The organism is Ferriphaselus amnicola (assembly GCF_000974685.2).
In the GTDB taxonomy this organism is placed as follows: Bacteria; Pseudomonadota; Gammaproteobacteria; order Burkholderiales; family Gallionellaceae; genus Ferriphaselus; species Ferriphaselus amnicola.
Genome location: NZ_AP018738.1, coordinates 1,281,976 through 1,308,001, shown reverse-complemented (window position 1 = coordinate 1,308,001; position 26,026 = coordinate 1,281,976). Strand labels below are relative to the sequence as shown.

Genomic DNA, 26,026 nt, shown 5'->3' with positions numbered 1-26,026 from the left:
CCAACCCACGCAACAGAAAGGAGATCGCATGAACCAGAAAACCCATCCCTTCGTGACGCCGCCATCGGTAGTGGCACAGATCACTCAATTGCCCAGCCTGGACATGGCAGCAATCAAGGCGTTGTGGAAACGCCTGTACGGCGGGGATACGCCGACGCACAACCGGCAGTTCCTCGAACGCCGCATTGCCCACAAGCTGCAGATGATCGAGTTCCGCAAGGTCGATCGCAACATGCTGGAGAGCAACCAGCGCCGGATCGCTACTCTGATCGAGCGCGGCAAGATGCAAACGCCGACCAAGCATTACATCCCGCCGGTCGGCACTGTGCTGACCCGGTTGTATCAGGACGTCGAGCACCGGGTGACCATCGAGGCCGAGGGCACCTACGAATACCAAGGGCGGCGCTACGACAACCTGTCCGTCATCGCCCGCGAGATTACCGGCACCCGCTGGTCTGGCCCGCTGTTCTTCGGATTGCGCAAACAGGAAACTACCAAGAAACCCAAGAAAGGAGTTCGTAAATGAACCAGCCCATCAAGCGCCGTATGCGTTGTGCCGTCTATACGCGCAAATCCAGCGAGGAGGGGCTGGACCAGGAATACAACTCCATTGATGCCCAGCGTGATGCCGGGCATGCGTATATCGCCAGTCAACGTGCCGAGGGCTGGATCGCGGTCGCCGACGATTATGACGATCCGGCATTTTCTGGCGGCAACATGGAGCGCCCCGGTCTGAAACGCCTGATGGCGGACATCGAGGAAGGTAAGATCGATATCGTCGTGGTCTACAAAATCGACCGTCTGACCCGTAGCCTGGCAGATTTCTCGCGCATGATCGACGTATTCGAGCGGCACGGTGTATCGTTTGTTTCCGTCACCCAACAGTTCAATACGACGACCAGCATGGGGCGGCTGATGCTCAATATCCTGCTGTCGTTTGCCCAGTTTGAGCGAGAGGTCACCGGCGAGCGCATCCGCGACAAAATCACCGCCAGCAAGAAGAAAGGCATGTGGATGGGCGGCATCCCGCCCTTGGGCTACGATGTGGAAAATCGCCGACTGGTGCCAAATCCCAAGGAGGCTAATCTGGTGCGACACATCTTCAAGCGCTTCGTCGAGATTGGATCGACCACCTTGCTGGTCAAAGAAATGCGGTTGGACGGTGCGACCTCCAAGGCGTGGGTAACGCAGGACGGCAAGGTGCGTGAGGGCCGTCCGATCGACAAGAGCCTGCTGTACAAGGTGCTCAACAACCGCACCTACCTTGGGGAACTGCGGCACAAGGAGCAGTGGTATCGAGCCGAGCATCCACCGATCATCGACCAGCAGGTGTGGGATGATGTGCAGGCCATCCTGTCCGTCAACGGACGACAGCGCGCCAAAACTACCCGCGTCACCAAGGTGCCGTTTCTGCTTAAGGGGATTGTATTCGGCAGCGACGGCTACGCCTTGTCGCCGTGGCATTCCACCAACAGGCAAGGACGCAGCTACCGGTATTACATTCCACAGCGCGACACCAAGGAATACGCCGGAGCATCGGGATTGCCGAGACTGCCAGCCGCCCAACTGGAGGGCGCAGTGCTCGACCAGTTGCGCGGCATCATGCGCAATCCGGCGATGACCGGCGAAATCGTGCCGCAAGTGAAAAATCTCGATGCAGACATCGACGAGGCACAAATCACCGTGATCATGACCCGGCTGGATTTGATCTGGGATCAACTGTTTCCGGCAGAGCAGTCGCGCATTGTCAGGCTGCTGGTGGAAAAGGTTGTCGTCTCGCCGACCAACATTGAGCTGCGCCTGCACTCCAACGGTATCGGTCAGATCATCAGAGAGATGCAACCGGCGTCAGCAACCGAGGAGGCCATGGCATGAGTTCCATCAAAATCGAAGGTCACGCCGAGGCCGTGCCATTCAGCGATGGCTCATTGACGCTCAACATCCCGATCAAGATAAAGCGGCGAGGTGGGTGCAAGAAAATCACTCTGCCCAATGGCGAGGAGGGGATAGCCAACTCGCCGAAAAAAACGACGGCCATGCAACTGGCACTGGCGCGCGGACACCGCTGGCTGGCCATGCTGGAATCCGGTGAGGTGAAAACCATGCGTGAACTTGCTGCCCGCGAGGGCGTGGACAACAGCTACGTCAGCCGGATGGTCAACCTGACGATGCTGCCGCCATGGACGATTGCAGCGATTTTAGAAGATACGCTGCCGGATGATGCCATTTTGTTCGACATGGCGGTTGATCCGCCGTTGGTGTGGGGTGAGTGCTAATCCAATGACGTTCATGTTTTAGACATGCACGTCATTGGTTTGGCTTTCGAAACTTGGTTTACTTCTTGATGCCGCAGCTACTTATACCGAACAGGGAGTAAGCTGGGCAGAAGCCGATCAGCCCGGTCAACAGCGGTACCACACCGATCCATCCCCATGCACCTATTGTGTCGGTGACGGCCAAAGCAATCAGAACTAGCCCTACGACGATGCGTAGCGCGCGATCGATCCAACCTGAATTGCATTTCATACGTTTCTCCTTGTCTGGTTGCGAAAAACCAAAAGCATAATATTTTACCTCCTTCAAGTATGTGAGGAATGTCACATAAGTAATATATTGAATTTACTTGTTTACAAGACAATATTTGAAGAAATAGAATAGTAATCGAATACTTACTTGTGGGGTTTTTGTGTGAGAATAATTGGTCGACCTTCACTACGTTGGGCGATTTTGCGCTGTAGGCATAAAGTCCTTTCTGGGCTTAAGTCGCTAAATCTCTCAAAACGGAAAATTTCACTACTTGCGCTGGCCGCAGCGTTGGTTTCCGCATTCCTGTGGGTCATCCTGACTCAAGGACCGCTGGCTCCTCTAAAGGTGACGACTGACAGGGTTCGTGCCGCCAATCTGGCCCCAGAGGTCTTCGGAGTGGGCATCATTGAAGCACGGCATACTTATAACATTGCTCCGATCATGAACGGTAGAGTAAGCCGGATGCTGGTCGATCAGGGCGACAAGGTGGTAGCTGGGCAAGTCGTTGCCGAAATCGACCCCGTCGATCTCAATGAAAAACTTGCCAGCAGTCAGCATCTGGCAGAGCGGGCGGCTAATACTATCAAGGTTGCCGAGGCTCAGTTGATCGAGGCTCAGAGTCGCAGCAGAACCACGTCTTCGACCTATGCACGATTCGAGGAATTGCATACACGCGGTTTTGTCAGCCAAGAAATGCTGGACGCCAAACTGCATGAAAGAACCGCCGCCATCGCTGCCGTTGAAGCTGCAACAGCGAGTTTGTCTGCCGCCAAACGTGAGTATGCCAAATCCCTTTCAGACTTCAAGGGGGCGAAGAAGCAGCAAGAGCAAACTCGTTTGATCAGCCCGGTGAGCGGTATCGTTACTGCCCGTATGGCTGACAATGGAGCCATTCTTTCCCCCGGCCAAACGGCGCTGCAAGTGGTTGAACCGAGCGACTTGTGGATCAAGACCCGCGTGGATCAGAAGCAAGCTGGCATGTTACAGCCGGGATGCAAGGCAGTTATTGTGCTGCGCTCCCAGCCGCAAATCCATATTCCTGGGGCACTGGCGCGTATCGACTTGATCAGTGATTCCGTCACGGAAGAGCGTATCGTCAATGTGGTTTTCTCAACCAAGGAAATCCATCCGAGCGTGGGGGAGTATGCGGAAATTACTTTCCAACTCCCTTCTCTTCAGCGGGTGCTTTCCATTCCCAGTGCAGCGGTTAAGCGCATCAGCCAGCAGGAGGTGGTTTGGGTGTTGCAAGAGGGACATGCCCGATTGCGCGCAATCAAGACAGGCGTTGCTACGCTGGATGGTCGAACTCAGGTCATTGACGGCCTGAGCGATCAAGACGAGGTGATCGTCTATAGCCAGCAGGCGCTGCGTAATGGCCTGAAGGTCAAGGTCGTTTCTGAAATCGTGAGGAACTGAACGTGATCAATCTAGCGAGCCGCGATATTCTGCATGGCTGGGGAAAATTCGTTTTTACCGGTGTCGGGCTCGGCTTGCTGATTGGTGTCACCTTGACGATGGCAGGCGTTTATCGTGGCATGGTAGACGATGCCAAAGTACTGATCGCCAATGCGGGCGCAGACTTGTGGGTGGTACAGCAAGATACACTGGGGCCGTATGCTGAGCCTTCCAGCATTCATGACGATGTTGTGCGTGATCTACTCGGGCAGCCCGGTGTAATGGAAGCAGGCAACGTTGCCTATCTGACGATGCAGATACAGCATCAAGGCAAGGAGGTGCGTATCATGCTCGTCGGTATCGAGCCGGATCGACCCGGTAATCCGGAGTATCTGGTGTCCGGGCGACCGATTGCACAGTCTCACTACGAAGCGCTGGCCGATGTTAAAACCGGGCTAAATTTGGGAGATCGTGTCCAGATTCGTCGTCATCAATTCACTGTGGTCGGGCTGACGCGCCGCATGGTTTCTTCCAGCGGCGATCCGATGGTATTCGTCCCGCTGAAAGATGCGCAGGAAGTACAATACCTCAAAGACAATGATGCACTGCTCAATGAGCGCGCGCGAACGACAGCGAATCCTGCGCTCAACCGTCCAGGCTCGACTAGCGCACTGAACGTCGTCCTCGCCGCACAGAGTTCCAGTCACATGGTCAATGCGGTGCTTGTACGGGTCAGGCCGGGTTTCGAGGCAGAACAAGTGGCCAGCGACATCCGGCGCTGGAAACACTTGCAGGCCTATACCAAGGATCAAATGGAAGAAATTCTGGTCGCCCGATTAATCGCCACCTCGTCCAAACAAATTTTCATGTTCCTGGTAATTCTGGCTATCGTCAGCGCTGCCATCGTTGCCTTCATCATCTACACCATGACTATGAACAAGATCCGCGAGATCGCTGTGCTCAAGCTGGTCGGAGCCAGTGACCAAACGATCGGCGGAATGGTGTTGCAGCAGGCACTGGGGCTGGGGCTGATCGGCTTCGTTGTTGGCAAAACTTCGGCCACGCTATGGGCGCCGCTGTTCCCTAAATACGTGCTGCTCATTCCGGGGGATGCACTGAGAGGTTTCGTGCTGGTCATGCTGATCTGCTCAATCGCCAGCATCTTTGCGATTCGCGCAGCCTTGCGAGTTGATCCGGCGACGGCGATTGGAGGTTGATAGCATGAACCAACCCGCAATCCATATTGAGAATCTCAGCAAGCGCTATGGCGAGGGCGATACTGCCGTCGATGCCCTGAAGGGCGTGGATATGACGATCTGGCCCGGCGAGGTTGTCGGGCTGGTTGGGCCGAGCGGCTCGGGCAAGAGCACGCTGCTGAAATGTCTGGGGGCAGTCATTGAGCCGACTGCCGGGAAGATGCAGCTTGGTGGCGATATCGTATTTGATCAGACCTGGAAGATCGACGACTTGCGTGTATTGCGCAGGGATCGGATAGGCTTCGTGTTCCAGGCACCCTATTTGATCCCGTTTCTGGATGTTACCGACAATATCGCCTTGCTGCCCATGCTGGCTGGTGTTCCTGATGTTCAAGCGCGTGAGCGGGCCAGAGAGTTGCTGGCTGCTTTGGATGTCGGTCATCGCGCCAAGGCACAGGTCTCTCAGCTTTCCGGTGGCGAGCAGCAACGCGTGGCGATTGCACGCGCACTGGCGAATCGCCCGCCGGTGATTTTAGCCGATGAACCCACCGCACCGCTGGATAGCGAACGCGCTCTCAACGTGGTGCGCATCCTTAACCGGATGGCGGGGCAATACCAAACTGCCATTATCGTGGTGACGCATGATGAAAAGATTATTCCAACATTCAAGCGTATTTATCACATTCGCGATGGCCGCACCTATGAAGAAGCGGGCGAGGGGCGCCCAGCTTAGAAATTAACAGGAGAACGAAATGACTCAGGAAATTATCAAGCGCCGTTTGCCTACGGAAGAAAGGCAGGGCGAGATTATTCGTGTGGCCGTCGAGCTTGCAGCGGAAAGGGGGGTGGACAGCGTCACCACTCAGGACATGGCGGATGCTATGAACGTCACCCAAGGGGCGATCTTCAAGCACTTCGCCACCAAGGACGACATCTGGTTCGGCGTTATGAACTGGGTACGCGACCGGCTGATGTCCGTACTGGATAAAGCGGCTTCCGAGGCGGCTGATCCGCTTGACGCTATCGAGCGCATGTTCTTTGCACACATCACCTTCATCAACAAGCATCCGGCCATTCCCAGACTATTGTTCTCCGAAATGCTGCACAAAAAGAGCAGCAAATTGCGCGTACTTATCCAGACCATCATTTCAGGATACGAAACCAAGATCGCCACGTTATTGGATGCTGCCAAGGAGCAAGGTCTGGTGTCGGATGAGTTGGACAGTCAGCATGCGGCAGTACTGTATATCGGAATGATTCAAGGCTTGGTCATGCAGATCACTATCTTCAACGACAAACGCAGTCTGCTCGACGAGGCTAGAAAAACCTTCCCTATATTTTTACATGGCATCAAAACTCGCAGCTGATTCATTATATTTTCACCCACGAAAGGACTTACCATGAAAAAGCAGTTGATCGTAGCCACATCCCTTATCTCCCTGGCGTTGTCCGCATCTCATGTGCAGGCAGCAGAACCACTGGAACTGCAAAAAGTGATGAAAGAGCTTGGCAGAAATATGCAGGTTATTACCGATGGAATCTCCCGTGAGGACTGGGAGTTGGTTGTTAAAACGGCTCCAATGATTGCAGAACATCCACAACCTCCGCTGACGGAAAAAATGCGCATTATGTCGTTCATGGGAACTGACATGCCCAAATTCAAAGCGCTTGATGGCGAAACACATGAAGCCGCACATGATCTACTTCATGCGGCGCAAGAAAAGGATGGAAAGAAAGTCATCGCAGCCTTTCAGAAAGTGCAATCTTCATGCCTAAGTTGCCATCAGGCTTTCCGTGGGAAATTTGTCGAACATTTCTACGGCACAGTCAGCAAATAAATCAGCGGATAATCAACCATCATTCATGGAGCAAATCATATGAAGAGCTGCAAATTAAGTTGGACTCTGGTCGCAGTGTTGACCGTCATTGTCGCGGCATTGGGGTATAAATTTACAGTAGGTAATGTCAAGCCATCGGACGATGGCCGTCAGGCGGTCATATTGAGTAAAGATGAGCGCAATGCACTGCTACTCGAGATGCGTGTGTGGCTGCAAAGCTCACAGGGAATATTGGCGGCGGCATCCGAAAAAGATTTTGATGCGGTTATCAAATTTGCCAAAGCATCCGGCATGCAAGCTGAGGCAGACACACCGGGGTCATTGTTTAGGAAGCTTCCCGTCGAGATGAAGGCGCTCGGTTTTGATACGCGCGGAAAGTTTGACGACATTGCCGCCGAGGCTGCAAAGTCAAAAGACAGCAATCAGGTGATTACGAAATTGAGTGTCGCTATGAATAACTGTATTGCTTGCCACGAAATGTATCGATTTGTTGAGGACTCAAAATAGGCCGTAATAATAGTTGCGGCGATTCGGGATGGTACGTTGCCGGGCGACGTTAACCTATTTGGTCTGGCTGTTGATCCACTGTTGGCATGGGGATGATGCCTGAATAGACTTCTAATATGGCTGGTTATTTCCCTTGGTAATTCTGCTATCAAACCGTTCATCCGAGTCCGCGCGTAATTCTATGAAAATAAAGGATGAAATTTAATGCCTTTGCGGACTTCGGTTTCGGCATGGTTGGAGAGTCGGCAGAGAATATCGGCGCGGAGAGAGAAAATAGCCCTCGATCTTGAGGCCGGTGGTGAGAGGTGAAGTCCGCAACTTGTTGAAAATAAAGCCGCCGTGTGCGGGATTTTGGAAAAAGAAAAAGGACTCAGAGAGAGTCTGAGTCCTTATTATTGGTGGTGGGGCGCAACCCCGTATCAATTCGATTCTCTGCAACGCGCACTAGCCACTAAAGGCGGGTGCGGAAATCTGCAAGAACCCCTTATCTGCGCAGCATCTTATCAGGAATTTACCAGGTTGTTTTGTTGATGGTAGAGTGACTGCGAACGCCAGTTCAATTGCTGATTTTGGAATTGAACCGGCGTCCTGAGTTATAAATTTTCGATTTGGCTCCGAGCCATTAATTTTTCCGCCAATTTAACGAGGCTAAGTTGCTCGACTATGTGATTGTCGTAATCGACGGTAAAGAACGTTGGTTCGGAGATGGGTGGGGAGGGAGCTCCATCACGTGCAAGCGGAATAACATGTACAGCGCCGCCATATAGTCGAATCACAAATAGAACTGAGTGGCGGCCTGCTCCATGAGAGTATGATGCCAACATCATGAGATGAGAATTTCCATCCATAGCCGAAAAAAATTCACCAAAGTTGGCCCCAATATCCCCATCTAAATTCATGTATACAGGGGGTTTCCCGGTTAGAACAGAGGCCTTGATGTCGTCGAAAGCTGCATCGCGACAATACTGTTCGCCATAGGTGTGGATCGCAATATTCATACCGATTTTTGCCAGCACACGAGAGTAAGCATCTGTGTCGATATTCATGCCTATGTGCATGCTCGGTTTCTCAATGGTCTTCGGATCGGGAAGTTCTGCTCCAGAAAGAGCAGAAAGTTGTGACCTTACAATTGAGAGCCATTCAGGAATTTGTTCCGTTGTTTCTGAGCGTAAAACGAGTTGCCCAGTCGGCCGCAAAAATAATCTTGCTATTTCTGTATCCCCGGAATTTTTCAGCGGCTCTAGCCAGATGCACTCACTTGGTGGTTGTGCCAACTGTTCCGTCGAAGCAAAGTTGTATTTATCATCTGACCAAATGAAGGTCGTTACACCGTAGCTAATGATAGAGCTTTGTTTTTGTTTGTCGACAATGAGTACATCCTTAATGAGCAAGGAAGAAATCTGATCAAGCAAAGCTCGAATGCCGATAACATCTGGCCCGGAAAGGCCTAGTTTTTCTTTGCTGATAACGATTTGCGGCATCACAGTCGGTATGCCGCCGGCCCCCAGACCAGATTCAAGTTCATGACCTGAATGAGGATCTGCAATCGAGTTGCTTGCTGTATCCAGTCTTGGGATGCTTGCTTTTTTGCCGCTTCCTCGTCCTTGCCCTTGCAAAAAAATACGTGCAAGTGCGGCTGGTGAGTTTCTCATAAACTTGGCTTCGAGCTTTGAAAAAATGCCCGTATTGCAATTGGCACAAACTAGCTTCTTGAGTAAAAAGCGCCGATCATCACCGCCAAGTCCAGCGGGAAAAATATGTTCATCGGTGAATTGACCGGGTTCCCCGCAGTAAATACAAGTTGGTTGTTCATGCATCGGGATCGATAACGCGAAAACCAGCACGCAGTACCTCAGCGCTGGCTGACCTTGCAGCAATCGAATCCCGAAGTTCTTCCAGCGCAGTCAGTACCATATCCAACGACTCAAACCGATGTTCCAGCCAGTAGTCGTTATAAAACAGAGCGCTGAATGACTCGCGACTAAACGTGTCGTTTTCAGCAGGAATTCCCAGTGCATCGAGAACGTAATCGAACAGGCAGTCAACACTTGGCGCTTGATCGGCAAAACCAGCATCCTCCAGCCTCGCAGCGCGATCCGCTTCATAGAGCACAATCCCGAGCAGATCGATCAGTGTCGATCTATCAATTTGACGCTCAATGCTTCGGGCGAATTGCTGATCCTGCAGCCATAATTTGGTAATTCCCATGTGCACTCCAGTTATAAGGTTACGCCTTGCTCACGGGATAATACCCATCCGAATCTTGGTCTTGATGCCCGACAGCCAATCTTCCCGGTACTGTAGGGCGAGCGCGTCAAGGTTGGTGCGACCGACCCCGGCTTTACGTGCCAAATCCTCCAGCGATACCGCGCAGTCAAGCCAGCCAAGTGCGTGCGTCGCAATCAACGCAGCCTTATCGGCGGTTGTCACGACAACGATTGCTGAGGGCAATAGCTTATTCGCGAGCAGCCACGCCAGTAGATGTTTTTCACCATCGTCGAGCGTGCTGCATGAGTGATGTGAGAGCACCAGCGATGCAAGTTCTTTGCGCGTTACAGGGTGCTGGCCAGCGAGTCCGGCATTCAGGTCTGCCGGAAGTACCGAAATGTGGCGCGGGTCGTTGGGGTTGCCAGTGAGAGTTTCCTCTACACATTTTTCGACTGTTTCAATAGAAAAATGGCTACTGATTGCTGTCCAGCAGCCGGTTCGGAATGCTTCGAGGATGACATTGGTATCAGCGAAAACTCGGGTTGTCGGCATACGGTCTGCACCTCAAAGTTCGAACGGTGCGGTGAGGTCGTACTGAGCAAAAAGTTCGTTCAAACCGCCCAGCCCCAGTCCCATGGTTTTTGAGGCTTTACGTGCCGACAATCGCCCATTTTCAAGTGCTTCGTGAAGCATGCGCACAAACGCTGTTGAAAACCGTTTGGGTGGACCAGATACCGATGATCGTTGCGTCTCCAGCGAGAGGTTGCGGCGAGTGTCCTCACTGATGAGTTTGAGGTTTAAAAGTCGCCACGCGAGCGCGACTGGTGCAACACGTAGCAGCGCTGCAACTTCGCAGAGATGTGCGACGTCGTCTAGGCGGTCACGGTCGATTAATTTGTCGAGAGACGCACGAGGCATTAGTAGCGCGGCTGCAAAATTGTCGGCCAGTTGTTCGATTCGCTTCTTTTTATTACGATCCTCAAGCGAGTTGGATTCGCGATGGTCAGGCTTCATTGCATCCCATGTCAGCGCGTGGAATAGCTCGTGTGCCAGATCGTAGAGGCGACGCGCCTCGGTTTCATTTCGGTTGATGAGAATAACGCCCATTTCTTCGAGATGACAGGTCGCACCCGAGATGGATTTGCCATCGTCCGCCTCTAGTGTGTCTACAAAAAGCACCGGAATGTCGAGCTCGCGCTCGATTTTATCAATTAAGGACTCTGCAGGAATGACACCAAGATCAAGTTCGGCTGCCAAGCTTTCAGCGCGCTCTTGTGCGTCCTCGAATGAAGACTGTGCTGACAGACGTAAGGCACGTTTGAGTACACTCGCACGGCTGTCTTGCTGCTCACGCAGCCAGCGCAGCAGGCCGATCCATTGCCCAGCCTTTAGTTCGAAACCGTCAAGGCTGTCTTCAGGAACTTCGGGGGCTGCACGCCACGAGAATTGTGCCTCGCCAGCGACGGTGAATGGATCAATGAAAAATTCGATGTCACGATCCAGAAGATCGGATAGCGTCAGCAGTTCCTCCGGCTTCAACGCGCGTTTGCCGTTCTCAATATCGGAAACCGACTGGCGATCATTCAAGCCGAGGTGTTGTGTGAGCTGATCTTGTGTCCAGCCCTTCGCATCGCGTGCTGCTTTGACGCGGTAGCCGATCAGCTTTTGCGAGATTTTTTCAAACATGGTAATTGCCCCCTCAAGGTCGATATTCTACATCTTGCATATTGAAATCCGCAAGATAATCTTGCTTTTTTGGCTTGGCAATATTATCGGCAACTCTTCTTTGTAGAACGTCGGTTACATCATATGAGCTGCAAACTAACTGTCATGCGTTATGGTATTACGCCACTTTTACCACCAACCAGCATAAAAGTATTGTCAATAGCCTGTTTGGTGGTTACTCGGCTTCTGTGCTAGGATGCGCGCCGCTTTGAGGTGCTTTCCTGCTTGCAGGTAAGTTAAACGGGAAACAGGTGAAATACCTGTGCTGCCCCCGCAACGGTAAATAAGTGTGGGTTTGTCATCATGCCACTGTGAGCAATCATGGGAAGGCGACAGATCAAAACTTGTGAGCCCGGATACCGGCCTGATTGCATACGAGCAGAAGAGGGCGCGGGTGGCGGCTTCGTGGTGATTCATTTTGCAGCGTGCTTTCTCAAAGAAAGCTGATTGTTTGCTGTCCGCACTTCTTCTGATTATTAACGCTCTAGCGGGGTCGCTGGGGTTTATCAGGAGTGCTTTAAATTATGCAATACAAACTTTCTGCTGCCATTTTATGTGCAGCAACCTCCCACGCATTTGCAGAAAATACGCTGCCGGAAGTGTTGGTGACCGCCACGCGCACCGAGCAATCTGCCGATGCAACTTTGGCGTCCGTTACTGTTATCACCCGTGAACAGATAGATCGCTTGCAGGCGCAGTCCATGCAGGACGTGTTGCGCGGTGTGGCGGGTTTGACGATCAGTAATAACGGTGGCGCAGGGAAAGCTACCTCAGTATTTTTACGCGGTAGTAATGCCGATCATGTGTTGGTGTTAGTCGACGGAATAAAAATCGGTTCGGCAACTACGGGTACAGCCTCATTTCAGGATATTCCAGTCGCACAAATCGAGAGAATTGAAATTGTGCGCGGTCCGCGTGCCAGCCTGTATGGCTCGGAAGCGATTGGCGGCGTGATCCAGATATTTACCAAAAAAGGCGGTGGAGCCTTGACTCCTAGCGCGAGCTTCACGGCGGGCAGTTATGGCACGTACAATAGTAGTGCTGGCTTGAGCGGTGGCGGTGAGCAGGGCTGGTTCAATGCCAAAGTGAATCAGCAAAATGTGCGCGGCTTCAACGCCTGTCGCGGTAGTTTAGTCGCAGGCTGTTTTGTCAATGAACCGGACAAGGACGGCTACCACACGACTTCGCTAGGCTTGAATGGAGGCTATCACTTTGACAACGGTCTAGTGGCTGAAGCGCAGGTGTTGCGTGCGAATAGCAAAAATCAATATGACGGCAGCCGCTTCGCCGGAAATCAAGCTGAAGGCGTGCAACAGGTTGTTGGCGGCTCGCTCAAATTTTCCCCCATGCAAGACTGGAAGATGACGCTGCGTGCGGGTAGTAGCCAAGATAATTCAACCGCCTTTTTTAATGGTCTTTACAACAGTCGCTTCAACACGCAACGTGACAGTTTGACGTGGCAAAACGATGTTGCCGTGGGCGATAGTCATCTGCTCACGGCAGGGGCGGACTATCAAAATGATCGCGTGGACAGCTCTACACTGTACGCCAAAACTACGCGCAACAACCAAGCTGTGTTTGGGCAGTATCAGGGCGGTTTCGGTGCCCACAGCGTGCAAGCCAACGCACGCCGTGACGACAATCAGCAATTCGGCGGGCACACCACGGGGGGATTGAGCTACGGTTATGCGCTGAGTGACGCTACTCGGTTGACCGCCTCCTATGGCACGGCATTCAAGGCACCGACCTTCAACCAGTTGTATTACCCTGGTTTTGGCTCGGCGACCTTGCGTCCAGAGTTGTCACGCAGCGCGGAAGTTGGCCTGGCGGGACGTGGAGTGCTGGGCAAATGGTCGCTGAATGCCTATCAAACGGACATTACCGATTTGATTGGCTTTGATGCGTTTTTCAATCCAGTCAATATTAACACGGCACGGTTGACTGGCGTGGAGGGGCAACTCAAAGCGCAATTGGCGGAGTGGGACATTAACACTACGTTGACATTGCAAGATCCGCGTCAGACCTCGGGTAGAAATAGTGGCAAATTGTTAAACCGCCGAGCGACTGAAGCGCTTCGTATCGAAGTGGCGCATGACTTTGGCGCAATTCGTGTGGCCAGCTCATTGTATGGCGAAGGCCGCCGTTACGACGATCTGGCCAATACGGCGGGTAAAAAGCTGGCGGGTTACGGCCTGCTCGATATTCGTGCAGAGTATCGCTTTTCGCCCGAATGGCTGTTGCAGGGTCGCCTGGACAACTTGCTCGACAAGCAATATGAGACGGCACAGTTCTTTAATCAGGCACGACGCGGGTTATACTTCACGCTGAATTACCAAGCCAAGCAATAATCTGACTCAAGTGGGCGTGTCATCGCGCTCACTCCCTATGTTAAGGAGCCCATATGAAAACTTTATCGAATCGCTCGCTGCTCATCGCGGTAAGTTTGGTGGCCTTGATGGCAGCTACGCGTATGCACCACTTCGGCACATCGCTGCATTTACCCGACGCGTCGTTAGCGATTTTTATTCTCGCGGGATTTTTTATTGCTAGTCCCGTATTTTTTGCTGCATTGTTCATCGAAGCGGTCGTAATTGATTACCTCGCCATCACGCAATTTGGTGTGAGCGACTTTTGCGTTACACCTGCGTATTGGGCGTTGATTCCGACCTACCTCGTATTATGGGCGGCGGGGAGGGTTTATGCGCGTTTGCATCAAGATACACTGCGCAGCTTAAGCGTATTTTCCGCGATCTCCTTTCTTGCCATGAGTATCGCGTTCCTGATTTCCAATAGTGCGTTCTACGTGTTTTCTGGACGTTTCCCAGAGATGAATTTCAGCGAATACACTGAACGTGTGGCGCAATACTACGTGCCTTACCTTAGCAGCGCAGTGGTCTATCTTATCCCCGCCGTGCTGATTTATGCCGTGGCGCAACAACGCCTGAAAGCTCATGCCGGATAATTCAGCGCAACACCAGGCGCGCATGGCGCGCAAGAAAAAGGTTATCGATGCCGCGATTGCCCAGGCCAATCAGGACAAGGGTTTGCTGCTGGTGCTCACGGGCAACGGCAAAGGAAAATCCAGCTCGGCGTTCGGTATGGTGGCGCGCAGTTTGGGCTACGGCTTCAAGGTTGGCGTGGCGCAATTCCTCAAAAGCCGCCGCGACACCGGCGAAGAAAAATTCCTCGGCGCGCAAGCCGGGGTGGACTGGCAAGTGCTGGGCGACGGCTTTACCTGGGATACGCAAGACAAAGCCGCCGACACCGCCACAGCGCAACGCGGCTGGCAGGTGGCGCAAGCCATGTTGCGCGATACCTCATTGCATCTGGTGGTGCTGGACGAGCTGACCTATTTGCTCAAATACGGCTACCTCGAAGCCGCACAAGTGTGTGCCGATCTGGCAGCGCGCCCTGCCATGCAGCACGTCGTCATTACGGGTCGTGCCGCACCCGATTGCTTGCTGGAACTCGCCGACACCGTCAGTGAAATCAATGATGTCAAACACGCCTATCGCGCAGGCATCAAAGCCCAGCCTGGAATAGATTTGTAATGCGTTTTTGTCCCGCTTTATTTATCAGCGCACCCGCATCAGGGCAGGGGAAAACCACCGTCACCGCTGCCATTGCAGCCTACCATCGCGGGCAAGGGCGGCGTGTGCGCGTATTCAAAACCGGTCCAGATTTTATCGACCCGACTATTCTGGCAACCGCTTCGGGACAGGCGGTTTACCAGCTCGATTTATGGATGGGCAGCGTGGACGAATGCTGTGCGCGCTTGTATGACGCAGCGGGTGAAGCAGATTTGATTTTGATCGAAGGCGTGATGGGCTTGTTCGATGGCAAGCCCTCCAGTGCCGATTTAGCCCGTCAATTTGGCGTACCCATTTTGGCGGTGATCGATGCGAGCGCGATGGCGCAAACCTTTGCCGCACTCGCCGTTGGGCTGGCACGCCTGGACAGCGAGCTGCCCTTCTTCGGCGTGCTGGCAAATCGGGTCGCGAGCACGCGGCATGCCGAGATGCTGACCGAACATTTACCTGATGATTTGAACTTTTGTGGCGCATTGCCGCGCACGGCTGAAATCACTTTGCCCGAACGCCATCTGGGCTTGTTGCAAGCTGCCGAGCTGCCCGACATCACGGCGCGCATCACTCATGCGGCAACGCTGTGGGCGCAATACGGCGTGACCGAATTGCCACCAGCGGTAGGATTTTTGCCCGCACCACTCGTCGCGTTGCAAGGTGGATTGGCGGGCGTAAGAATCGCTGTGGCGCGCGATGCGGCGTTCTCATTCTTGTATCAAGCCAATCTCGATGTGCTGCGTGAACTGGGCGCGGAACTGCGCTTCTTCTCGCCGCTAGAGGATGCCAACTTGCCTGATTGCGACAGCGTATATCTGCCCGGCGGCTATCCTGAATTACACCTGAAAAAATTATCATCCAATGCTACGATGTTGACGGCACTGCGCAATCATCACAGCGCGGAGAAGCCCATACTGGCCGAATGTGGCGGCATGTTGTATGCCTTGCAATCCTTGGCCGACAAGCAAGGTGCGTCAGCCAATTTGCTAGGTTTATTGAATAGCACAGCCACCATGCAGCCGCGCCTGACCGCCCTCGCCTTGCAAAGTGCAGTGCTGCCGCAGGGGACGTTGCGCGGCCATACTTTTCATTATTCCAAACTGGAAAGCGATCTGCTGCCCGTCGCGCGCGGCGCATGTCCCAATGGCTACGCCACCAGCGAAGCGGTGTATCAGCAAGGTCGTTTGACCGCTTCCTACATCCACTTTTACTTTCCCTCCAATCCACTTGCCGTGGCGCAATTATTCTTGCCATGACGCATCGCTACTCCGATTCCGAACGCGCTGCCATCTACCGCGTTATCGCCGAGCGGCGCGATATGCGCCACTTTTGTGGCTCGGACATTCCCGCAGCAACGCTGCAACGCATCTTGCAGGCGGCACATCAGGCACCCAGCGTGGGGCTGATGCAGCCGTGGCGTTTTATCCGTATTAGCGACGGCGCGTTGCGCGAAAGAATTTACCAGCTGGTTGCAGCCGAACGGCATTTAACCGCGCAGGAGATGGGCGAACGCGATGCAGAGTTTTTACGCCTCAAAGTCGAAGGCGTGCGCGATTGTGCAGAGTTATTGGTAGCAGTATTGGCTCCCGATGACGGCACGCTATTTGGCCGACGCACCCTGCCCGAAATGGATCTGGCATCGGTCGCTTGTGCCATACAAAACCTGTGGCTGGCGGCGCGTGCCGAAGGATTGGGTATGGGCTGGGTGTCGCTGTTTGAACCGCTCGCCTTGGCACGCTTACTCAATGTGCCAGCCGGGGGTAAGCCCATCGCCATCTTGTGCCTAGGGCAGGTCGAAGCGTTTTACACCGCACCGATGCTGCAACTGCAAGGCTGGCGCGATGCGCAACCGCTGGCGAATTTGCTGTTTGAAAATCAATGGGACGAGCGTGCAGCATGATGGACTTGCTGTGCGCATACAGCCTGCCGCTGTTGGTTCTAGCCGCCGTACTGCTCGATCAACTACTCGGTGAACCCCGCCGTTTTCATCCGCTAGTAGGCTTAGGGAATTTTGCGCGGCGGGTGGAAGACCTCTGTTATCCATCCCACACAAAATCGGCCTCAAGGCTGTATTCGCAAGGCATGGCGGCGGTGTGTCTAGTGATAGCTCCATTCGTTTTACTGGCCGTATGGCTGCAAACGTTGCAGGTTGTTGGCGTGTTTTTTCCTATCGTCGTTTTATATTTTTGCATCGCGCCACGCAGTTTGCGCGAGCACGCCGAAAGGGTCTGGCTTGCCTTGCAAGCCAGGGAGCTGGTGGCGGCGCGCACGGCGGTCAGCATGATGGTGAGCCGCGACACCACGCAGCTGGATGAGCGTGCGGTAGCCAAGGCGACCGTGGAATCGGTATTGGAAAACGGCAATGACGCGATTTTTGCCGCGCTATTTTGGTTCGTTGTGGCAGGTGCGCCGGGTGTGGTGTTGTACCGCATCAGCAACACGCTGGATGCGATGTGGGGCTATCGCAATGCGCGCTATCAGTATTTCGGCTGGGCGGCGGCGCGCCTAGACGACTGGCTGAATTTCATTCCCGCGCGGCTCACCGCTCTGAGCTACGCTTTGTTGGGCAAGACTTCATCAGCCTTGCGCTGCTGGCGCACTCAAGCCCCGCTGTGGGACAGCCCGAATGCCGGGCCGGTGATGGCGGCGGGCGCGGGGGCGTTGCAGGTGCAACTCGGCGGTGCGGCGCGCTATTGCGGGGTAGAGGAAACGCGCCCGCTGTTGGGCGGTGGCGAGGCTGTGGGCGCAGCGGATATTCGGCGTGCCTGTGCGCTGGTGCAGCGCGTGTTGTGGGTTTGGCTGGGGTTGATTTTTGTCGCTTCATCCGTGTGGGAGGTAGCTCATGCTTGAGCACGGTGGCAGAGTACGCGCAGCCGCACAGCACTTCGGCATCGCCGAAAAACACTGGCTGGATTTATCCACGGGCATCAATCCGAACGGCTGGCTGGTTCCCGTCGTGCCGCAGCAGGTGTGGCAAACCTTGCCGCAGGACGAAGACGATTTACCCGCTGCCGCGAGTGCGTATTACGGCTGTGCCTCACTACTCGCGGTGGCCGGTTCGCAAGCCGCCATTCAAGCCTTGCCGCGCTTGTTTTCGCCCAGCCGTGTCGCACTGCTTACTCCCAGTTATGCCGAACATACACACGCTTGGCAGCAAGCGGGGCATGAGGTTTTAGCCCTGCCCGCCGAGCAGATATTGCCGCTCGATGAGGCCATTAACATCGTCGTTATCGTCAATCCCAACAATCCCACGGGGCAACTTTTCAGTCGTGCAGACGTGTTGGCTTTGCATGAAACACTCGCTTCGCGTGGCGGCACGCTTATCGTGGATGAAGCCTTTATGGATGCCACGCCAGAGCACAGCCTAGCGGGTGATTGTCCGCGTACAGGCTTGGTCGTGTTGCGCTCCATCGGAAAATTTTTCGGTTTGGCGGGCGCGCGCGTCGGCTTCGTTTTAGCCGAGCAAACCATCCTACTCCGCTTACGTGAACTGCTCGGTCCGTGGCCGATTAGTGCGCCGTCGCGCTTCGTCGTCAGCCGCGCCTTGCGTGATACGGTCTGGCAAACCGCTACGCGCAACACCTTGCCGAGGGCAGCCGCGCGCCTGTGCGCCTTGCTGGAACAACAGGACTTGCAGGTGAGTGGCAGTACGGCGTTGTTCGCCTGGGTGCGGCGCGCCGATGCCGCGAGCATTCACCGGCAACTGGCGCAGCAAGGCGTACTGACGCGTTTGTTTGTAGAGCCTGCCAGTCTGCGCTTTGGCTTGCCGCGCGATGAAGCGCAATGGCGGAGACTGGAGGCGGCGTTAACTCAACGAGCCCCCCCTCACCCCAGCCCTGATGAAACAACTAGCCAATCGACTAAGCCCGCACGCGGGCAGGTTGCTGGTTATCTCCCGATGGGGGAGGGGGTAAAGACGGTGGCGCGTACCGTGATGGTGCAAGGCACCACGTCCGATGCCGGAAAAAGTACCTTGGTTGCTGCGCTGTGTCGTTGGCTGGTAAGGCAAGGTGTGCGCGTTGCGCCCTTCAAGCCGCAGAACATGGCGTTGAACAGTGCGGTTACCCGCGATGGCGGCGAGATCGGGCGGGCGCAGGCAGTGCAGGCAATGGCGGCAAACCTTGCGCCACACACCGACATGAATCCCGTGCTGCTCAAACCCAATAGCGACACCGGCGCGCAGGTCATCATTCACGGTCATGCCATCGGTAACATGGAGGCGCTGGAATATCACGCGTACAAAAACACCGCGCGTGCGGCAGTGATGCAATCGCATCAACGGCTGGCGGCGCAATACCAGGCGGTGGTGGTGGAAGGCGCGGGCAGCCCGGCAGAAATCAATCTGCGTGCCGGTGATATTGCCAACATGGGATTCGCCGAAGCGGTCGATTGCCCGGTTGTTTTGATTGCTGACATAGATCGCGGCGGCGTGTTCGCGCATCTGGTGGGTACACTGGCCTTGCTGTCCGAAACCGAGCAGGCGCGTGTAGTTGGTTTCGTCATTAACCGCTTTCGCGGCGACATCGCACTGCTGCAAGACGGTCTGGACTGGCTGGAGCAACGCACCGGCAAGCCGGTATTGGGCGTGCTGCCGTATCTGCATGGCCTGCATCTGGAAGCGGAAGACGCGCTACCGATTAACTCCCCTCGCCCTTTGGGACAAGCAGCGACTCGCCAGCTTGCTGGCTTAGTCGATTGCTCGGTAGTTCCATCAGATGGGGCGGGGGTGAGGGGGCGCGCCACGCCAAAGCTACGCATCGTCGTCCCCGTCCTCCCCCACATCAGCAATCACACCGATTTCGATCCGCTGCGCTTGCATCCGCAAGTCGAGTTGATTTTTGCTCCCATCACTGCACCGTTACCGCTCGCCGATTTAATCATTCTGCCCGGCAGCAAGGCGGTGCGTAGCGACCTTCAAAGTTTGCGTCGCGCCGGTTGGGAGTGGGCGATCAACCAGCATCTGCGCTATGGCGGAAAGCTGATCGGTATATGTGGTGGCTTGCAGATGCTGGGTGAATTCATCCACGACCCACTGGCCATCGAAGGTGAGGCGGGCAGCAGTCCAGGGCTGGGCCTGCTGAAACTGCAAACCACGCTGGCGGCGCAAAAACAGTTGCGCAATGTAGGCGGCACACTGCTACTGGAGGACGCTCCCGTGTCTGGATACGAGATTCACGCCGGAGTCTCCAGCGGTGCGGCATTGGCCAAACCTGCATTGCGCCTGGCGCACGGCGAGGATGGCGCCATCTCGGACGACGGGAAAATTCTCGCGACCTATCTGCACGGTCTATTTGAATCGACCGCCGCGCTGGATGCGCTGTTGCGCTGGGCGGGTTTGCACACGGTGAGCACGCCTGACTACGCCGCCCGCCGCGAGGCAGACATTGAGCGGCTGGCCGATGCTGTGGAGCAGCATCTCGATCGGAAAAAGTTGGCGGCATTGTTTGGACTGGAGGGCGACCGATGCGGGAATTGATTTTGGGCGGCGTGCGCTCTGGCAAAAGCCGTCTGGCGGAACAGCACGCTTTGGATGCGGGCGTGCCGGTTGTTTACATCGCCACCGCGCACGTGCGCGACGAAGAAATGCAGCAGCGCATCGCGCATCATCAAGCCCGTCGTCCTGCCGCGTGGTTGTTGGTCGAGGCGGGGCCCAATTTGGCGGAGGTATTGCAACGCGAAGCGCAGGCTGGGCGCTGTGTGCTGGTGGATTGTCTGACGATGTGGCTCACGCAACTATTGTGCGACGCTGATGAAACGATGTTGCGGCGCGAAGTCGCCGCGTTGCTGGACGTGCTGCCGCGCTTGCCGGGGCAGATTATTCTGGTGAGCAACGAAACCAATATGGGCATTGTGCCTCTGGGCGAATTGTCGCGCCGCTATTGCGACGAGATGGGGCGGCTGCATCAACAACTGGGTGCGCTGTGTAATCGTGTAATTTTGACGGTGGCAGGTTTGCCGCTGGTGGTGAAAGGAAGCTGAAGATGGACAATGACTGGTTGCAACAGCCGTGCGCGGTATTGCATGAGGCGGCGCGTAGCGCAGCGTTGGCGCGGCAAGAACAACTTACCAAACCACCGGGCGCGCTGGGGCGTTTGGAAGATATTGCCGTACAACTGGCCGCCTGGCAGGGAGTGGCGCAACCGACCCTGCAGCGCATCCATATCAGCATTTTCGCTGCCGATCATGGCGTGGCGGAAGAAGGGGTGTCGCTGTTTCCGCAAGCGGTTACCGCAGAAATGGTGCGTAACTTTGCGCGCGGAGGGGCGGCGATCAGCGTGCTGGCCAGGCAGTTGAATGCGGACTTGGAGGTCATCAATCTGGGGACTGTGACGGCAGTTGAGCCTTTGCCCGGTGTGCGCGACGAACGTATCGCAGCAGGTACGGCGAATTTGGCTAGAACTCCTGCCATGACGCAAGCGCAATGCACAGAGGCCTTGCAAGCGGGGCGCAACGCGGCAGTACGTGCCAAGCACGCCGATGCACAATTATTTGTCGGTGGCGAAATGGGCATCGCCAACACCACGTCGGCTTCGGCGCTGGCCTGTGCGCTGTTGGGTGAGTCGCCGCACAATCTGGCCGGACGCGGCACGGGCCTGGATGCGGCAGGCGTGTCACACAAGGCTGATGTCATTGCTGCCGCCTTGGTGTTGCACGGGGTTGAGGGCGTGCGCATTGAGGCACAAGAAATTTTGCGCCGCTTAGGCGGCTTTGAAATCGCAGGCTTGGCGGGCGCATACATTGCTGCTGCGCAGCTAGGTTTGCCCATCTTGGTGGACGGCTTTATCAGCTCGGTTGCCGCCCTCGTCGCGGTACGCATTAACCCATCGGCGCGCGCGTGGATGCTGTTTGCGCACACCTCCGCCGAAGCGGGGCATCAGCGCGTGTTAAGCGCACTCGACGCGCAACCCTTGCTGCAACTCGGGATGCGTCTGGGCGAAGGCAGCGGGGCGGCAGTGGCCGTGCCATTGTTGCAACTGGCGTGCACCCTGCACAGCGGCATGGCGACTTTCGCCGAGGCCGGGGTCAGTGAGCAGCACTAGGCCGATCATCGTGACGGTGCTGCGCCACGGCGAAGTCGCCGGGCGGGCGCAGGTTTTTCGCGGAATCAGCGATGTGCCGCTGACTCCGCAAGGTATTGCGCAGATGAACGCCACGCTGGCGCGGTGGGCGACACCAGCTTTCGATGTCCTCGCTACCTCGCCTCTGCGCCGTTGCCGGTCATTTGCCGCTGATTATGCGGCGCACTCGGGCGTGCCGTTGCTGGACATGCCGTGCTTTAGTGAGCTGAGTTTTGGCGAATGGGAAGAGCTGACACCCGATGAAGCGGCGCAACGTGATCCGGCCAGCTATCGGGCATTCCGCGATTCGCATGGAGTCCACCCCCCTCCTCACGGCGAATCCCTGACTGCACTGCGTAGCCGCGTCATGCAGGGATGGCTCGAATGGATGAACCACGATTGCGGTGCTCAGCGTTTGCTGGTGACTCATGCCGGTGTGATGCGAGCCCTGTTGATGGAGTTGTTCGGTTTTACCCCGGCGCAGGCGTTTCAAATCGCCCTGCCCGAAGCTGCCTGCCTGCGCATTTCGCATTTACACGGCCAGCCACCTTTTCTGCTGGGGATTAACTGATGCGCGGTTTGATACTCGCTCTCCAGTTTCTGACCCGTTTGCCTACACCGCAGTTGCACGACTTTAACCCGGCTGAACTCAGCCGCTGTGCCCACTGGTTTCCCTGGGTGGGGCTGATGGTCGGTGCATTTGTCGCCAGCGCGCTGTGGCTGGGTAGTCGCGTCGATCCCGCATTGGGCGCGTTACTCGGCTTATGGGTCTGGATATGGATTACCGGCGCGTTGCACTTGGATGGTCTGGCCGACATGAGTGACGCAATGGGAGCGGCGCACCGCGACCGTGACCGGTTCTTGGCTGTGTTGGCCGATCCGCATCTAGGCGCTTTCGGTGTAGTGAGCTTGCTGTTGCAACTTATCACTAAATTAACATTGTTGACGCTGTTGGCACGTAACGGTCATTATTGGGAAGTGTTGTTGATTCCAGCTTGGGCTCGATGGGGAGCGCTGATTTGGGCGCGGCTACCGCCCCTCAAAGTTGGCATGGGCGAGCGCTTTGGTTGGCAAGTCTCTCTGATCACAATTTGGCTGTGTGGTGTGGCTCTTGTTATTGGTAGCATTGTTGCACCGATTTTTTGGGTGATGCCATTATTGGCGCTGGCGTGGAGGCAATTCCTTCTACAGCGCTTGGGTGGTATGACGGGTGACTTGCTTGGCGCTGGTGTGGAGTTGATGGAAAGTCTAGCCCTGTTGATCTTGATAATTCAAGTAAGTATTTATGGTTGATGACCATCCTTGTCGCCATCAGTAATAGTGTTGTCCGTGAGCGGTTGAGCTCAGTTGACATGGTGTGTGTCGATTTGGTCGTGTTCCAAACTTAACCCGTTGACAACCGCCCAATCACCACATCCTTCCGCGCGCTCCCGGCACTGGAGCCAAAGTAGTAACCCAGCACCAGTCCCAGCGCCATATCCAGCGTGCCCATCGAACGTAGCACGATTTCACGCATTTCGGTCGGCACGATGTGCGACATGATGTACCACTGCACCGACAAATACCCCACGACGACAACGGCTGCCAAAATACGCGGAGTCCAGCTGTCGCCAGTTTTGATCTCCCGGTCGCGCGCATTGGCACGATCCTCGGCAGCAATCTTGGTCAGATCGACACCGATGGATGCCATATCCTTTTCGAACTGCTGATCGGCCAGCCTGATTGCCATCAGATCGGCTGGCGTTGCTTTGGCAATTGCCTCGGACACTTGCTGCTCGATCGCATTCGGCAAACCGAACGCCTGACCGATTGCACGTATCGCGACACCGGCCAGCCCGAGTTCGGGCGCCAGTGCCGTTGCCAGACTCGGTGCGATCGTGGTCACCGCTTTTTTCCAATCGAAATCACTCATAAGATTCTCCTTACGCCATCATCGTTTTGCCAGCCTTGAAATCCGCCAGTGTCAGTCCACCGGTGTACTGGAAATGCGCCAACTCCCGGAACGTGGTCCAGCGGCCAGCCCATTCCAGTCCACAGGTTTCGCCAATTTCACCCAATCTGCGCCACACCTCACCGTCCGTGCCGGTCGTACTCCACACCGGCTTGCCGCAGCGAAGCGGCAACACATCGAAGGCGCAGCGCCAGTTGTGCCAGCTGTCGCCAGCCTTGGCCTTGGTCACGACCTTGCCGGGTGCGGTGCGCCCCCGTGCGTAGATCGCATCCTGTGCTTCGAAATCACGGTAGGTGCTGGTGGCAATCACCGTGATGCCGTTGGCAAGCAAATAGGGATCATCCGCGCACGCGGCGAAAAAGGTTTGAGCACGTTTGCGTGCAGCGGGGGAGAGCTCATTCAAATCACGACTATCGATCATTTGTGTCTCGCCTCCAGTGTGGTGACACGCCGATCCATGTCGTGCAGCATCTGATTGACCAGCGCCGTATCGCGCATCGCATCGTTTCGGGTGTAGCGCTCGTCGCGCATTTCCTTGACCTGACTGGACAGACTGTCCAGCTTGGTAGATACACCGGACAGCCACCAGATACCGGCAGCGGTCTGGGTCATAATCACCACGATCAGTGCCAGCGGGATTTCCTTGCCGACATGCCAGTGCTCGCGTCCCACTTCCTGCCGATGGTGCGGCTTGATATATCCGTCATCGATTTCGTGACTCATGACTTATCTCCTTTGGGGTATTTTTGTTTGATGGACAGGCAGGCATTGAGGTAAGCCGCCTCCTGCTCGCGACCAGCCTGTTGCACCACCGGATCGTTGGATGCTTTTTTGACCTGCGCATCGATGTAATCGGTGAGCGCTGGATATTCGGCGGCGCGCTGACCAAGGTAGGCCGCAGTTTTGATAACGGCCTGTTCGGCTGCGATGGCTGTTTCCAGTTCTGTCGAAGACGGTTCGGGCAACTCTGGTGAGAGCCAAACCAGTTCTGGCAGCCCACCTTCGGCGACGATGCGCACATAGAAATCCTTGTTGGGTACGGCAGTCGGATGAATGCGCAGCACGGCGCTGTGATCGAGATTTTTCATGGGGAGTCCTTTAGGCGATGCGAACGACTTTGAGTTGTGAGGCACCGGGGCCGTAGGTTGCTCCCCATGCCTGCAGGGTGGCCGTAGCACCCCACGGGATCACGGCCAGATCGACAATGGTTCCGGCAGCGATGTACGCGATGTAATCCACGACCGGCGAGCTGTACCAGCCTGCTGTCGTGGTCGCCGCACCGCCATACCATGCGATTACGCGATTGAGCATGATGGCGACCGCCATATGCAACGCGGGGCTGACAGTGAAGGTCGCCTGTCCGGTGATCCGGTACCAGCCGGTTTGCGAAATCACCGCACCACCGGTTGCCGGGTCTTGCTTCATGCCGCCGTTCACTCCCTGCACCGACGGAATGGGAAACACGATGGTGTTCCACACACTTGATGTCAGTGCTTGAGCCGTCGTGCGCAGCAAGGAGAGAATGGGACGCTGCGGCGCAGTCCCCTGCGTATCCGAGATGAACTCGCAGTTCACCCCGTTGCAATACAACATCGAGATTTCGCCCTGACCGATGGCTTGTCCTGTGCCAGCTGCGGTCTTGATGGTCACCGTAAATGCACCGGTGGTCAGATTTTCCACAGCGAACACCGGCATGTTGTTGGGTACAACGATGACCAGGTTTGAGGTCAGCGCGCCGTTGAACTCGAAGCTGGAGGCCAGTGCTTCAAACTCGGTCAGTGTGTAGGTGCCACCCGCCAGTGTCTTGGTGACGTTGTAACCGAGACCACTCAATGGCTGGACCGGAATCCAGACGGTATTGGCCGCATCTCGGACCTTCAGCACCCCGGTGGTCGTATCTGCCCAGACCTGATACGGCAGGGGTGTGCCGGGTGGCGTCGGACCAGAAAACTGCGTGCGCAGTGTATCCAGCGCATTGTTCATTGCGGCGAGCACCTGCGCACCGGTGCCATCGGCCACGACTAGTGAGTTTTGAGACATG

Annotated in this window: 30 protein-coding genes and 1 riboswitch; of the genes, 20 read left to right on the top strand and 10 right to left on the bottom strand. The window is 55.6% G+C overall.

Annotated elements, in window-relative coordinates; genetic code table 11:
• Positions 1 to 28 precede the first annotated feature (28 nt).
• Genes OYT1_RS06420 through OYT1_RS06410 form a run of 3 tightly spaced genes read left to right on the top strand, consistent with a single transcriptional unit; the run spans position 29 to position 2,276 of the window.
• Positions 29 to 526, top strand: coding sequence for a DUF2924 domain-containing protein (locus OYT1_RS06420; protein ID WP_062627133.1), 498 nt, complete (start codon positions 29 to 31; stop codon positions 524 to 526).
• Entirely contained in the window at positions 523 to 1,875 is a 1,353-nt protein-coding gene (locus OYT1_RS06415; protein WP_062627132.1) for a recombinase family protein, read from the top strand. Before OYT1_RS06420 ends, OYT1_RS06415 begins: the two co-directional genes overlap by 4 nt.
• A complete protein-coding gene (locus tag OYT1_RS06410) occupies positions 1,872 to 2,276 on the top strand; it encodes a hypothetical protein (RefSeq protein WP_062627131.1) in 405 nt (134 codons plus the stop codon). The genes OYT1_RS06415 and OYT1_RS06410 overlap by 4 nt, the downstream gene beginning before the upstream one ends.
• Before the next feature lie 58 nt (positions 2,277 to 2,334).
• Here the strand turns inward: OYT1_RS06410 and OYT1_RS06405 are convergent, their stop codons facing one another.
• Positions 2,335 to 2,526, bottom strand: a complete 192-nt coding sequence (locus OYT1_RS06405; RefSeq protein ID WP_062627130.1) for a YgaP family membrane protein — start codon at positions 2,524 to 2,526, stop codon at positions 2,335 to 2,337.
• Between the two features lie 201 nt (positions 2,527 to 2,727).
• Here OYT1_RS06405 and OYT1_RS06400 point away from each other — a divergent pair, with 201 nt between their 5' ends.
• Genes OYT1_RS06400 through OYT1_RS06375 form a run of 6 tightly spaced genes read left to right on the top strand, consistent with a single transcriptional unit; the run spans position 2,728 to position 7,462 of the window.
• On the top strand, positions 2,728 to 3,942 hold the full coding sequence (locus OYT1_RS06400; RefSeq protein ID WP_062627129.1) for an efflux RND transporter periplasmic adaptor subunit: 1,215 nt from the start codon (positions 2,728 to 2,730) through the stop codon (positions 3,940 to 3,942).
• Between the two features lie 2 nt (positions 3,943 to 3,944).
• A complete protein-coding gene (locus tag OYT1_RS06395; RefSeq protein ID WP_062627128.1) occupies positions 3,945 to 5,138 on the top strand; it encodes an ABC transporter permease in 1,194 nt (397 codons plus the stop codon).
• A gap of 4 nt (positions 5,139 to 5,142) precedes the next feature.
• Positions 5,143 to 5,850: an ABC transporter ATP-binding protein gene (locus OYT1_RS06390; protein ID WP_062627127.1), complete on the top strand. Its 708-nt coding sequence runs from the start codon at positions 5,143 to 5,145 to the stop codon at positions 5,848 to 5,850.
• A 19-nt stretch (positions 5,851 to 5,869) separates the two neighbouring features.
• On the top strand, positions 5,870 to 6,484 hold the full coding sequence (locus OYT1_RS06385) for a TetR/AcrR family transcriptional regulator (RefSeq protein ID WP_062627126.1): 615 nt from the start codon (positions 5,870 to 5,872) through the stop codon (positions 6,482 to 6,484).
• 33 nt (positions 6,485 to 6,517) lie between these two features.
• A complete protein-coding gene (locus OYT1_RS06380) occupies positions 6,518 to 6,955 on the top strand; it encodes a cytochrome c (RefSeq protein WP_062627125.1) in 438 nt (145 codons plus the stop codon).
• Between the two features lie 39 nt (positions 6,956 to 6,994).
• Positions 6,995 to 7,462: a hypothetical protein gene (locus tag OYT1_RS06375; protein WP_062627124.1), complete on the top strand. Its 468-nt coding sequence runs from the start codon at positions 6,995 to 6,997 to the stop codon at positions 7,460 to 7,462.
• 593 nt (positions 7,463 to 8,055) lie between these two features.
• Here the strand turns inward: OYT1_RS06375 and OYT1_RS06370 are convergent.
• From OYT1_RS06370 to OYT1_RS06355, 4 genes are read right to left on the bottom strand one after another with little or no spacing between them, the layout of a single operon-like run.
• On the bottom strand, positions 8,056 to 9,306 hold the full coding sequence (locus OYT1_RS06370) for an HNH endonuclease (RefSeq protein WP_232013237.1): 1,251 nt from the start codon (positions 9,304 to 9,306) through the stop codon (positions 8,056 to 8,058).
• Positions 9,272 to 9,670: a hypothetical protein gene (locus OYT1_RS06365; protein WP_062627122.1), complete on the bottom strand. Its 399-nt coding sequence runs from the start codon at positions 9,668 to 9,670 to the stop codon at positions 9,272 to 9,274. The genes OYT1_RS06370 and OYT1_RS06365 overlap by 35 nt, the downstream gene beginning before the upstream one ends.
• 30 nt (positions 9,671 to 9,700) lie before the next feature.
• A complete protein-coding gene (locus OYT1_RS06360) occupies positions 9,701 to 10,222 on the bottom strand; it encodes a hypothetical protein (protein WP_062627121.1) in 522 nt (173 codons plus the stop codon).
• A 12-nt stretch (positions 10,223 to 10,234) separates the two neighbouring features.
• Positions 10,235 to 11,356, bottom strand: coding sequence for an XRE family transcriptional regulator (locus tag OYT1_RS06355; RefSeq protein ID WP_062627120.1), 1,122 nt, complete (start codon positions 11,354 to 11,356; stop codon positions 10,235 to 10,237).
• Positions 11,357 to 11,589: 233 nt separating this feature from the next.
• Positions 11,590 to 11,777: riboswitch (cobalamin riboswitch) on the top strand.
• A gap of 142 nt (positions 11,778 to 11,919) precedes the next feature.
• On the opposite strand from OYT1_RS06355, the gene btuB reads away from it, so the two are divergent.
• Genes btuB through cobS form a run of 11 tightly spaced genes read left to right on the top strand, consistent with a single transcriptional unit; the run spans position 11,920 to position 23,327 of the window.
• Positions 11,920 to 13,743, top strand: coding sequence for a TonB-dependent vitamin B12 receptor (gene btuB, locus OYT1_RS06350; protein ID WP_197714113.1), 1,824 nt, complete (start codon positions 11,920 to 11,922; stop codon positions 13,741 to 13,743).
• A 53-nt stretch (positions 13,744 to 13,796) separates the two neighbouring features.
• Positions 13,797 to 14,357 (top strand): hypothetical protein, encoded by a 561-nt coding sequence (locus tag OYT1_RS06345; RefSeq protein WP_062627118.1) that lies wholly within the window; start codon positions 13,797 to 13,799, stop codon positions 14,355 to 14,357.
• Positions 14,347 to 14,946, top strand: coding sequence for a cob(I)yrinic acid a,c-diamide adenosyltransferase (gene cobO / locus OYT1_RS06340; RefSeq protein WP_062627117.1), 600 nt, complete (start codon positions 14,347 to 14,349; stop codon positions 14,944 to 14,946). The genes OYT1_RS06345 and cobO overlap by 11 nt, the downstream gene beginning before the upstream one ends.
• On the top strand, positions 14,946 to 16,232 hold the full coding sequence (locus OYT1_RS06335; protein ID WP_062627116.1) for a cobyrinate a,c-diamide synthase: 1,287 nt from the start codon (positions 14,946 to 14,948) through the stop codon (positions 16,230 to 16,232). Before cobO ends, OYT1_RS06335 begins: the two co-directional genes overlap by 1 nt.
• Positions 16,229 to 16,876 (top strand): 5,6-dimethylbenzimidazole synthase, encoded by a 648-nt coding sequence (gene bluB / locus OYT1_RS06330; RefSeq protein WP_062627115.1) that lies wholly within the window; start codon positions 16,229 to 16,231, stop codon positions 16,874 to 16,876. Before OYT1_RS06335 ends, bluB begins: the two co-directional genes overlap by 4 nt.
• A complete protein-coding gene (gene cbiB, locus OYT1_RS06325; RefSeq protein WP_232013236.1) occupies positions 16,873 to 17,826 on the top strand; it encodes an adenosylcobinamide-phosphate synthase CbiB in 954 nt (317 codons plus the stop codon). Before bluB ends, cbiB begins: the two co-directional genes overlap by 4 nt.
• The gene (locus tag OYT1_RS14075; protein ID WP_084612027.1) at positions 17,819 to 20,452 is read left to right on the top strand and encodes a cobyric acid synthase; all 2,634 of its coding nucleotides are present in this window, start codon (positions 17,819 to 17,821) and stop codon (positions 20,450 to 20,452) included. Before cbiB ends, OYT1_RS14075 begins: the two co-directional genes overlap by 8 nt.
• A complete protein-coding gene (cobU, locus tag OYT1_RS06315; protein WP_062627113.1) occupies positions 20,440 to 20,955 on the top strand; it encodes a bifunctional adenosylcobinamide kinase/adenosylcobinamide-phosphate guanylyltransferase in 516 nt (171 codons plus the stop codon). Before OYT1_RS14075 ends, cobU begins: the two co-directional genes overlap by 13 nt.
• 2 nt (positions 20,956 to 20,957) lie before the next feature.
• A complete protein-coding gene (gene cobT, locus OYT1_RS06310) occupies positions 20,958 to 22,016 on the top strand; it encodes a nicotinate-nucleotide--dimethylbenzimidazole phosphoribosyltransferase (RefSeq protein WP_062627112.1) in 1,059 nt (352 codons plus the stop codon).
• Positions 22,003 to 22,605, top strand: coding sequence for a histidine phosphatase family protein (locus tag OYT1_RS06305; RefSeq protein ID WP_062627111.1), 603 nt, complete (start codon positions 22,003 to 22,005; stop codon positions 22,603 to 22,605). Before cobT ends, OYT1_RS06305 begins: the two co-directional genes overlap by 14 nt.
• Positions 22,605 to 23,327 carry an adenosylcobinamide-GDP ribazoletransferase gene (gene cobS / locus OYT1_RS06300; protein ID WP_062627110.1) on the top strand — a complete coding sequence of 241 codons (723 nt, stop codon included), beginning with the start codon at positions 22,605 to 22,607 and terminating at the stop codon, positions 23,325 to 23,327. The genes OYT1_RS06305 and cobS overlap by 1 nt, the downstream gene beginning before the upstream one ends.
• Before the next feature lie 91 nt (positions 23,328 to 23,418).
• Here the strand turns inward: cobS and OYT1_RS06295 are convergent, their stop codons facing one another.
• The 5 genes from OYT1_RS06295 to OYT1_RS06275 are packed head-to-tail and all read right to left on the bottom strand — an operon-like array spanning position 23,419 to position 26,025.
• A complete protein-coding gene (locus OYT1_RS06295; RefSeq protein WP_062627109.1) occupies positions 23,419 to 23,946 on the bottom strand; it encodes a hypothetical protein in 528 nt (175 codons plus the stop codon).
• A 10-nt stretch (positions 23,947 to 23,956) separates the two neighbouring features.
• The gene (locus OYT1_RS06290) at positions 23,957 to 24,406 is read right to left on the bottom strand and encodes a M15 family metallopeptidase (protein ID WP_062627108.1); all 450 of its coding nucleotides are present in this window, start codon (positions 24,404 to 24,406) and stop codon (positions 23,957 to 23,959) included.
• Positions 24,403 to 24,708 carry a hypothetical protein gene (locus OYT1_RS06285; RefSeq protein WP_062627107.1) on the bottom strand — a complete coding sequence of 102 codons (306 nt, stop codon included), beginning with the start codon at positions 24,706 to 24,708 and terminating at the stop codon, positions 24,403 to 24,405. The genes OYT1_RS06290 and OYT1_RS06285 overlap by 4 nt, the downstream gene beginning before the upstream one ends.
• Positions 24,705 to 25,073: a hypothetical protein gene (locus OYT1_RS06280; RefSeq protein ID WP_062627106.1), complete on the bottom strand. Its 369-nt coding sequence runs from the start codon at positions 25,071 to 25,073 to the stop codon at positions 24,705 to 24,707. Before OYT1_RS06280 ends, OYT1_RS06285 begins: the two co-directional genes overlap by 4 nt.
• Positions 25,074 to 25,083: 10 nt before the next feature.
• The gene (locus tag OYT1_RS06275) at positions 25,084 to 26,025 is read right to left on the bottom strand and encodes a hypothetical protein (protein WP_062627105.1); all 942 of its coding nucleotides are present in this window, start codon (positions 26,023 to 26,025) and stop codon (positions 25,084 to 25,086) included.
• Between the last annotated feature and the right edge of the window lies 1 nt (position 26,026).

Coding starts and splice junctions, on each gene's coding strand:
- cobO (WP_062627117.1), top strand. CDS start 14,347: ATGCCGGATAATTCAGCGCAACACCAGGCGCGCATGGCGCGCAAGAAA.
- OYT1_RS06365 (WP_062627122.1), bottom strand. CDS start 9,670: ATGGGAATTACCAAATTATGGCTGCAGGATCAGCAATTCGCCCGAAGC.
- OYT1_RS14075 (WP_084612027.1), top strand. CDS start 17,819: ATGCTTGAGCACGGTGGCAGAGTACGCGCAGCCGCACAGCACTTCGGC.
- cobS (WP_062627110.1), top strand. CDS start 22,605: ATGCGCGGTTTGATACTCGCTCTCCAGTTTCTGACCCGTTTGCCTACA.
- OYT1_RS06415 (WP_062627132.1), top strand. CDS start 523: ATGAACCAGCCCATCAAGCGCCGTATGCGTTGTGCCGTCTATACGCGC.
- cbiB (WP_232013236.1), top strand. CDS start 16,873: ATGATGGACTTGCTGTGCGCATACAGCCTGCCGCTGTTGGTTCTAGCC.
- OYT1_RS06405 (WP_062627130.1), bottom strand. CDS start 2,526: ATGAAATGCAATTCAGGTTGGATCGATCGCGCGCTACGCATCGTCGTA.
- OYT1_RS06275 (WP_062627105.1), bottom strand. CDS start 26,025: ATGTCTCAAAACTCACTAGTCGTGGCCGATGGCACCGGTGCGCAGGTG.
- OYT1_RS06355 (WP_062627120.1), bottom strand. CDS start 11,356: ATGTTTGAAAAAATCTCGCAAAAGCTGATCGGCTACCGCGTCAAAGCA.
- OYT1_RS06295 (WP_062627109.1), bottom strand. CDS start 23,946: ATGAGTGATTTCGATTGGAAAAAAGCGGTGACCACGATCGCACCGAGT.
- OYT1_RS06380 (WP_062627125.1), top strand. CDS start 6,518: ATGAAAAAGCAGTTGATCGTAGCCACATCCCTTATCTCCCTGGCGTTG.
- OYT1_RS06390 (WP_062627127.1), top strand. CDS start 5,143: ATGAACCAACCCGCAATCCATATTGAGAATCTCAGCAAGCGCTATGGC.
- cobU (WP_062627113.1), top strand. CDS start 20,440: ATGCGGGAATTGATTTTGGGCGGCGTGCGCTCTGGCAAAAGCCGTCTG.
- OYT1_RS06335 (WP_062627116.1), top strand. CDS start 14,946: ATGCGTTTTTGTCCCGCTTTATTTATCAGCGCACCCGCATCAGGGCAG.
- OYT1_RS06420 (WP_062627133.1), top strand. CDS start 29: ATGAACCAGAAAACCCATCCCTTCGTGACGCCGCCATCGGTAGTGGCA.
- OYT1_RS06280 (WP_062627106.1), bottom strand. CDS start 25,073: ATGAAAAATCTCGATCACAGCGCCGTGCTGCGCATTCATCCGACTGCC.
- OYT1_RS06290 (WP_062627108.1), bottom strand. CDS start 24,406: ATGATCGATAGTCGTGATTTGAATGAGCTCTCCCCCGCTGCACGCAAA.
- OYT1_RS06360 (WP_062627121.1), bottom strand. CDS start 10,222: ATGCCGACAACCCGAGTTTTCGCTGATACCAATGTCATCCTCGAAGCA.
- bluB (WP_062627115.1), top strand. CDS start 16,229: ATGACGCATCGCTACTCCGATTCCGAACGCGCTGCCATCTACCGCGTT.
- cobT (WP_062627112.1), top strand. CDS start 20,958: ATGGACAATGACTGGTTGCAACAGCCGTGCGCGGTATTGCATGAGGCG.
- btuB (WP_197714113.1), top strand. CDS start 11,920: ATGCAATACAAACTTTCTGCTGCCATTTTATGTGCAGCAACCTCCCAC.
- OYT1_RS06385 (WP_062627126.1), top strand. CDS start 5,870: ATGACTCAGGAAATTATCAAGCGCCGTTTGCCTACGGAAGAAAGGCAG.
- OYT1_RS06410 (WP_062627131.1), top strand. CDS start 1,872: ATGAGTTCCATCAAAATCGAAGGTCACGCCGAGGCCGTGCCATTCAGC.
- OYT1_RS06285 (WP_062627107.1), bottom strand. CDS start 24,708: ATGAGTCACGAAATCGATGACGGATATATCAAGCCGCACCATCGGCAG.
- OYT1_RS06375 (WP_062627124.1), top strand. CDS start 6,995: ATGAAGAGCTGCAAATTAAGTTGGACTCTGGTCGCAGTGTTGACCGTC.
- OYT1_RS06345 (WP_062627118.1), top strand. CDS start 13,797: ATGAAAACTTTATCGAATCGCTCGCTGCTCATCGCGGTAAGTTTGGTG.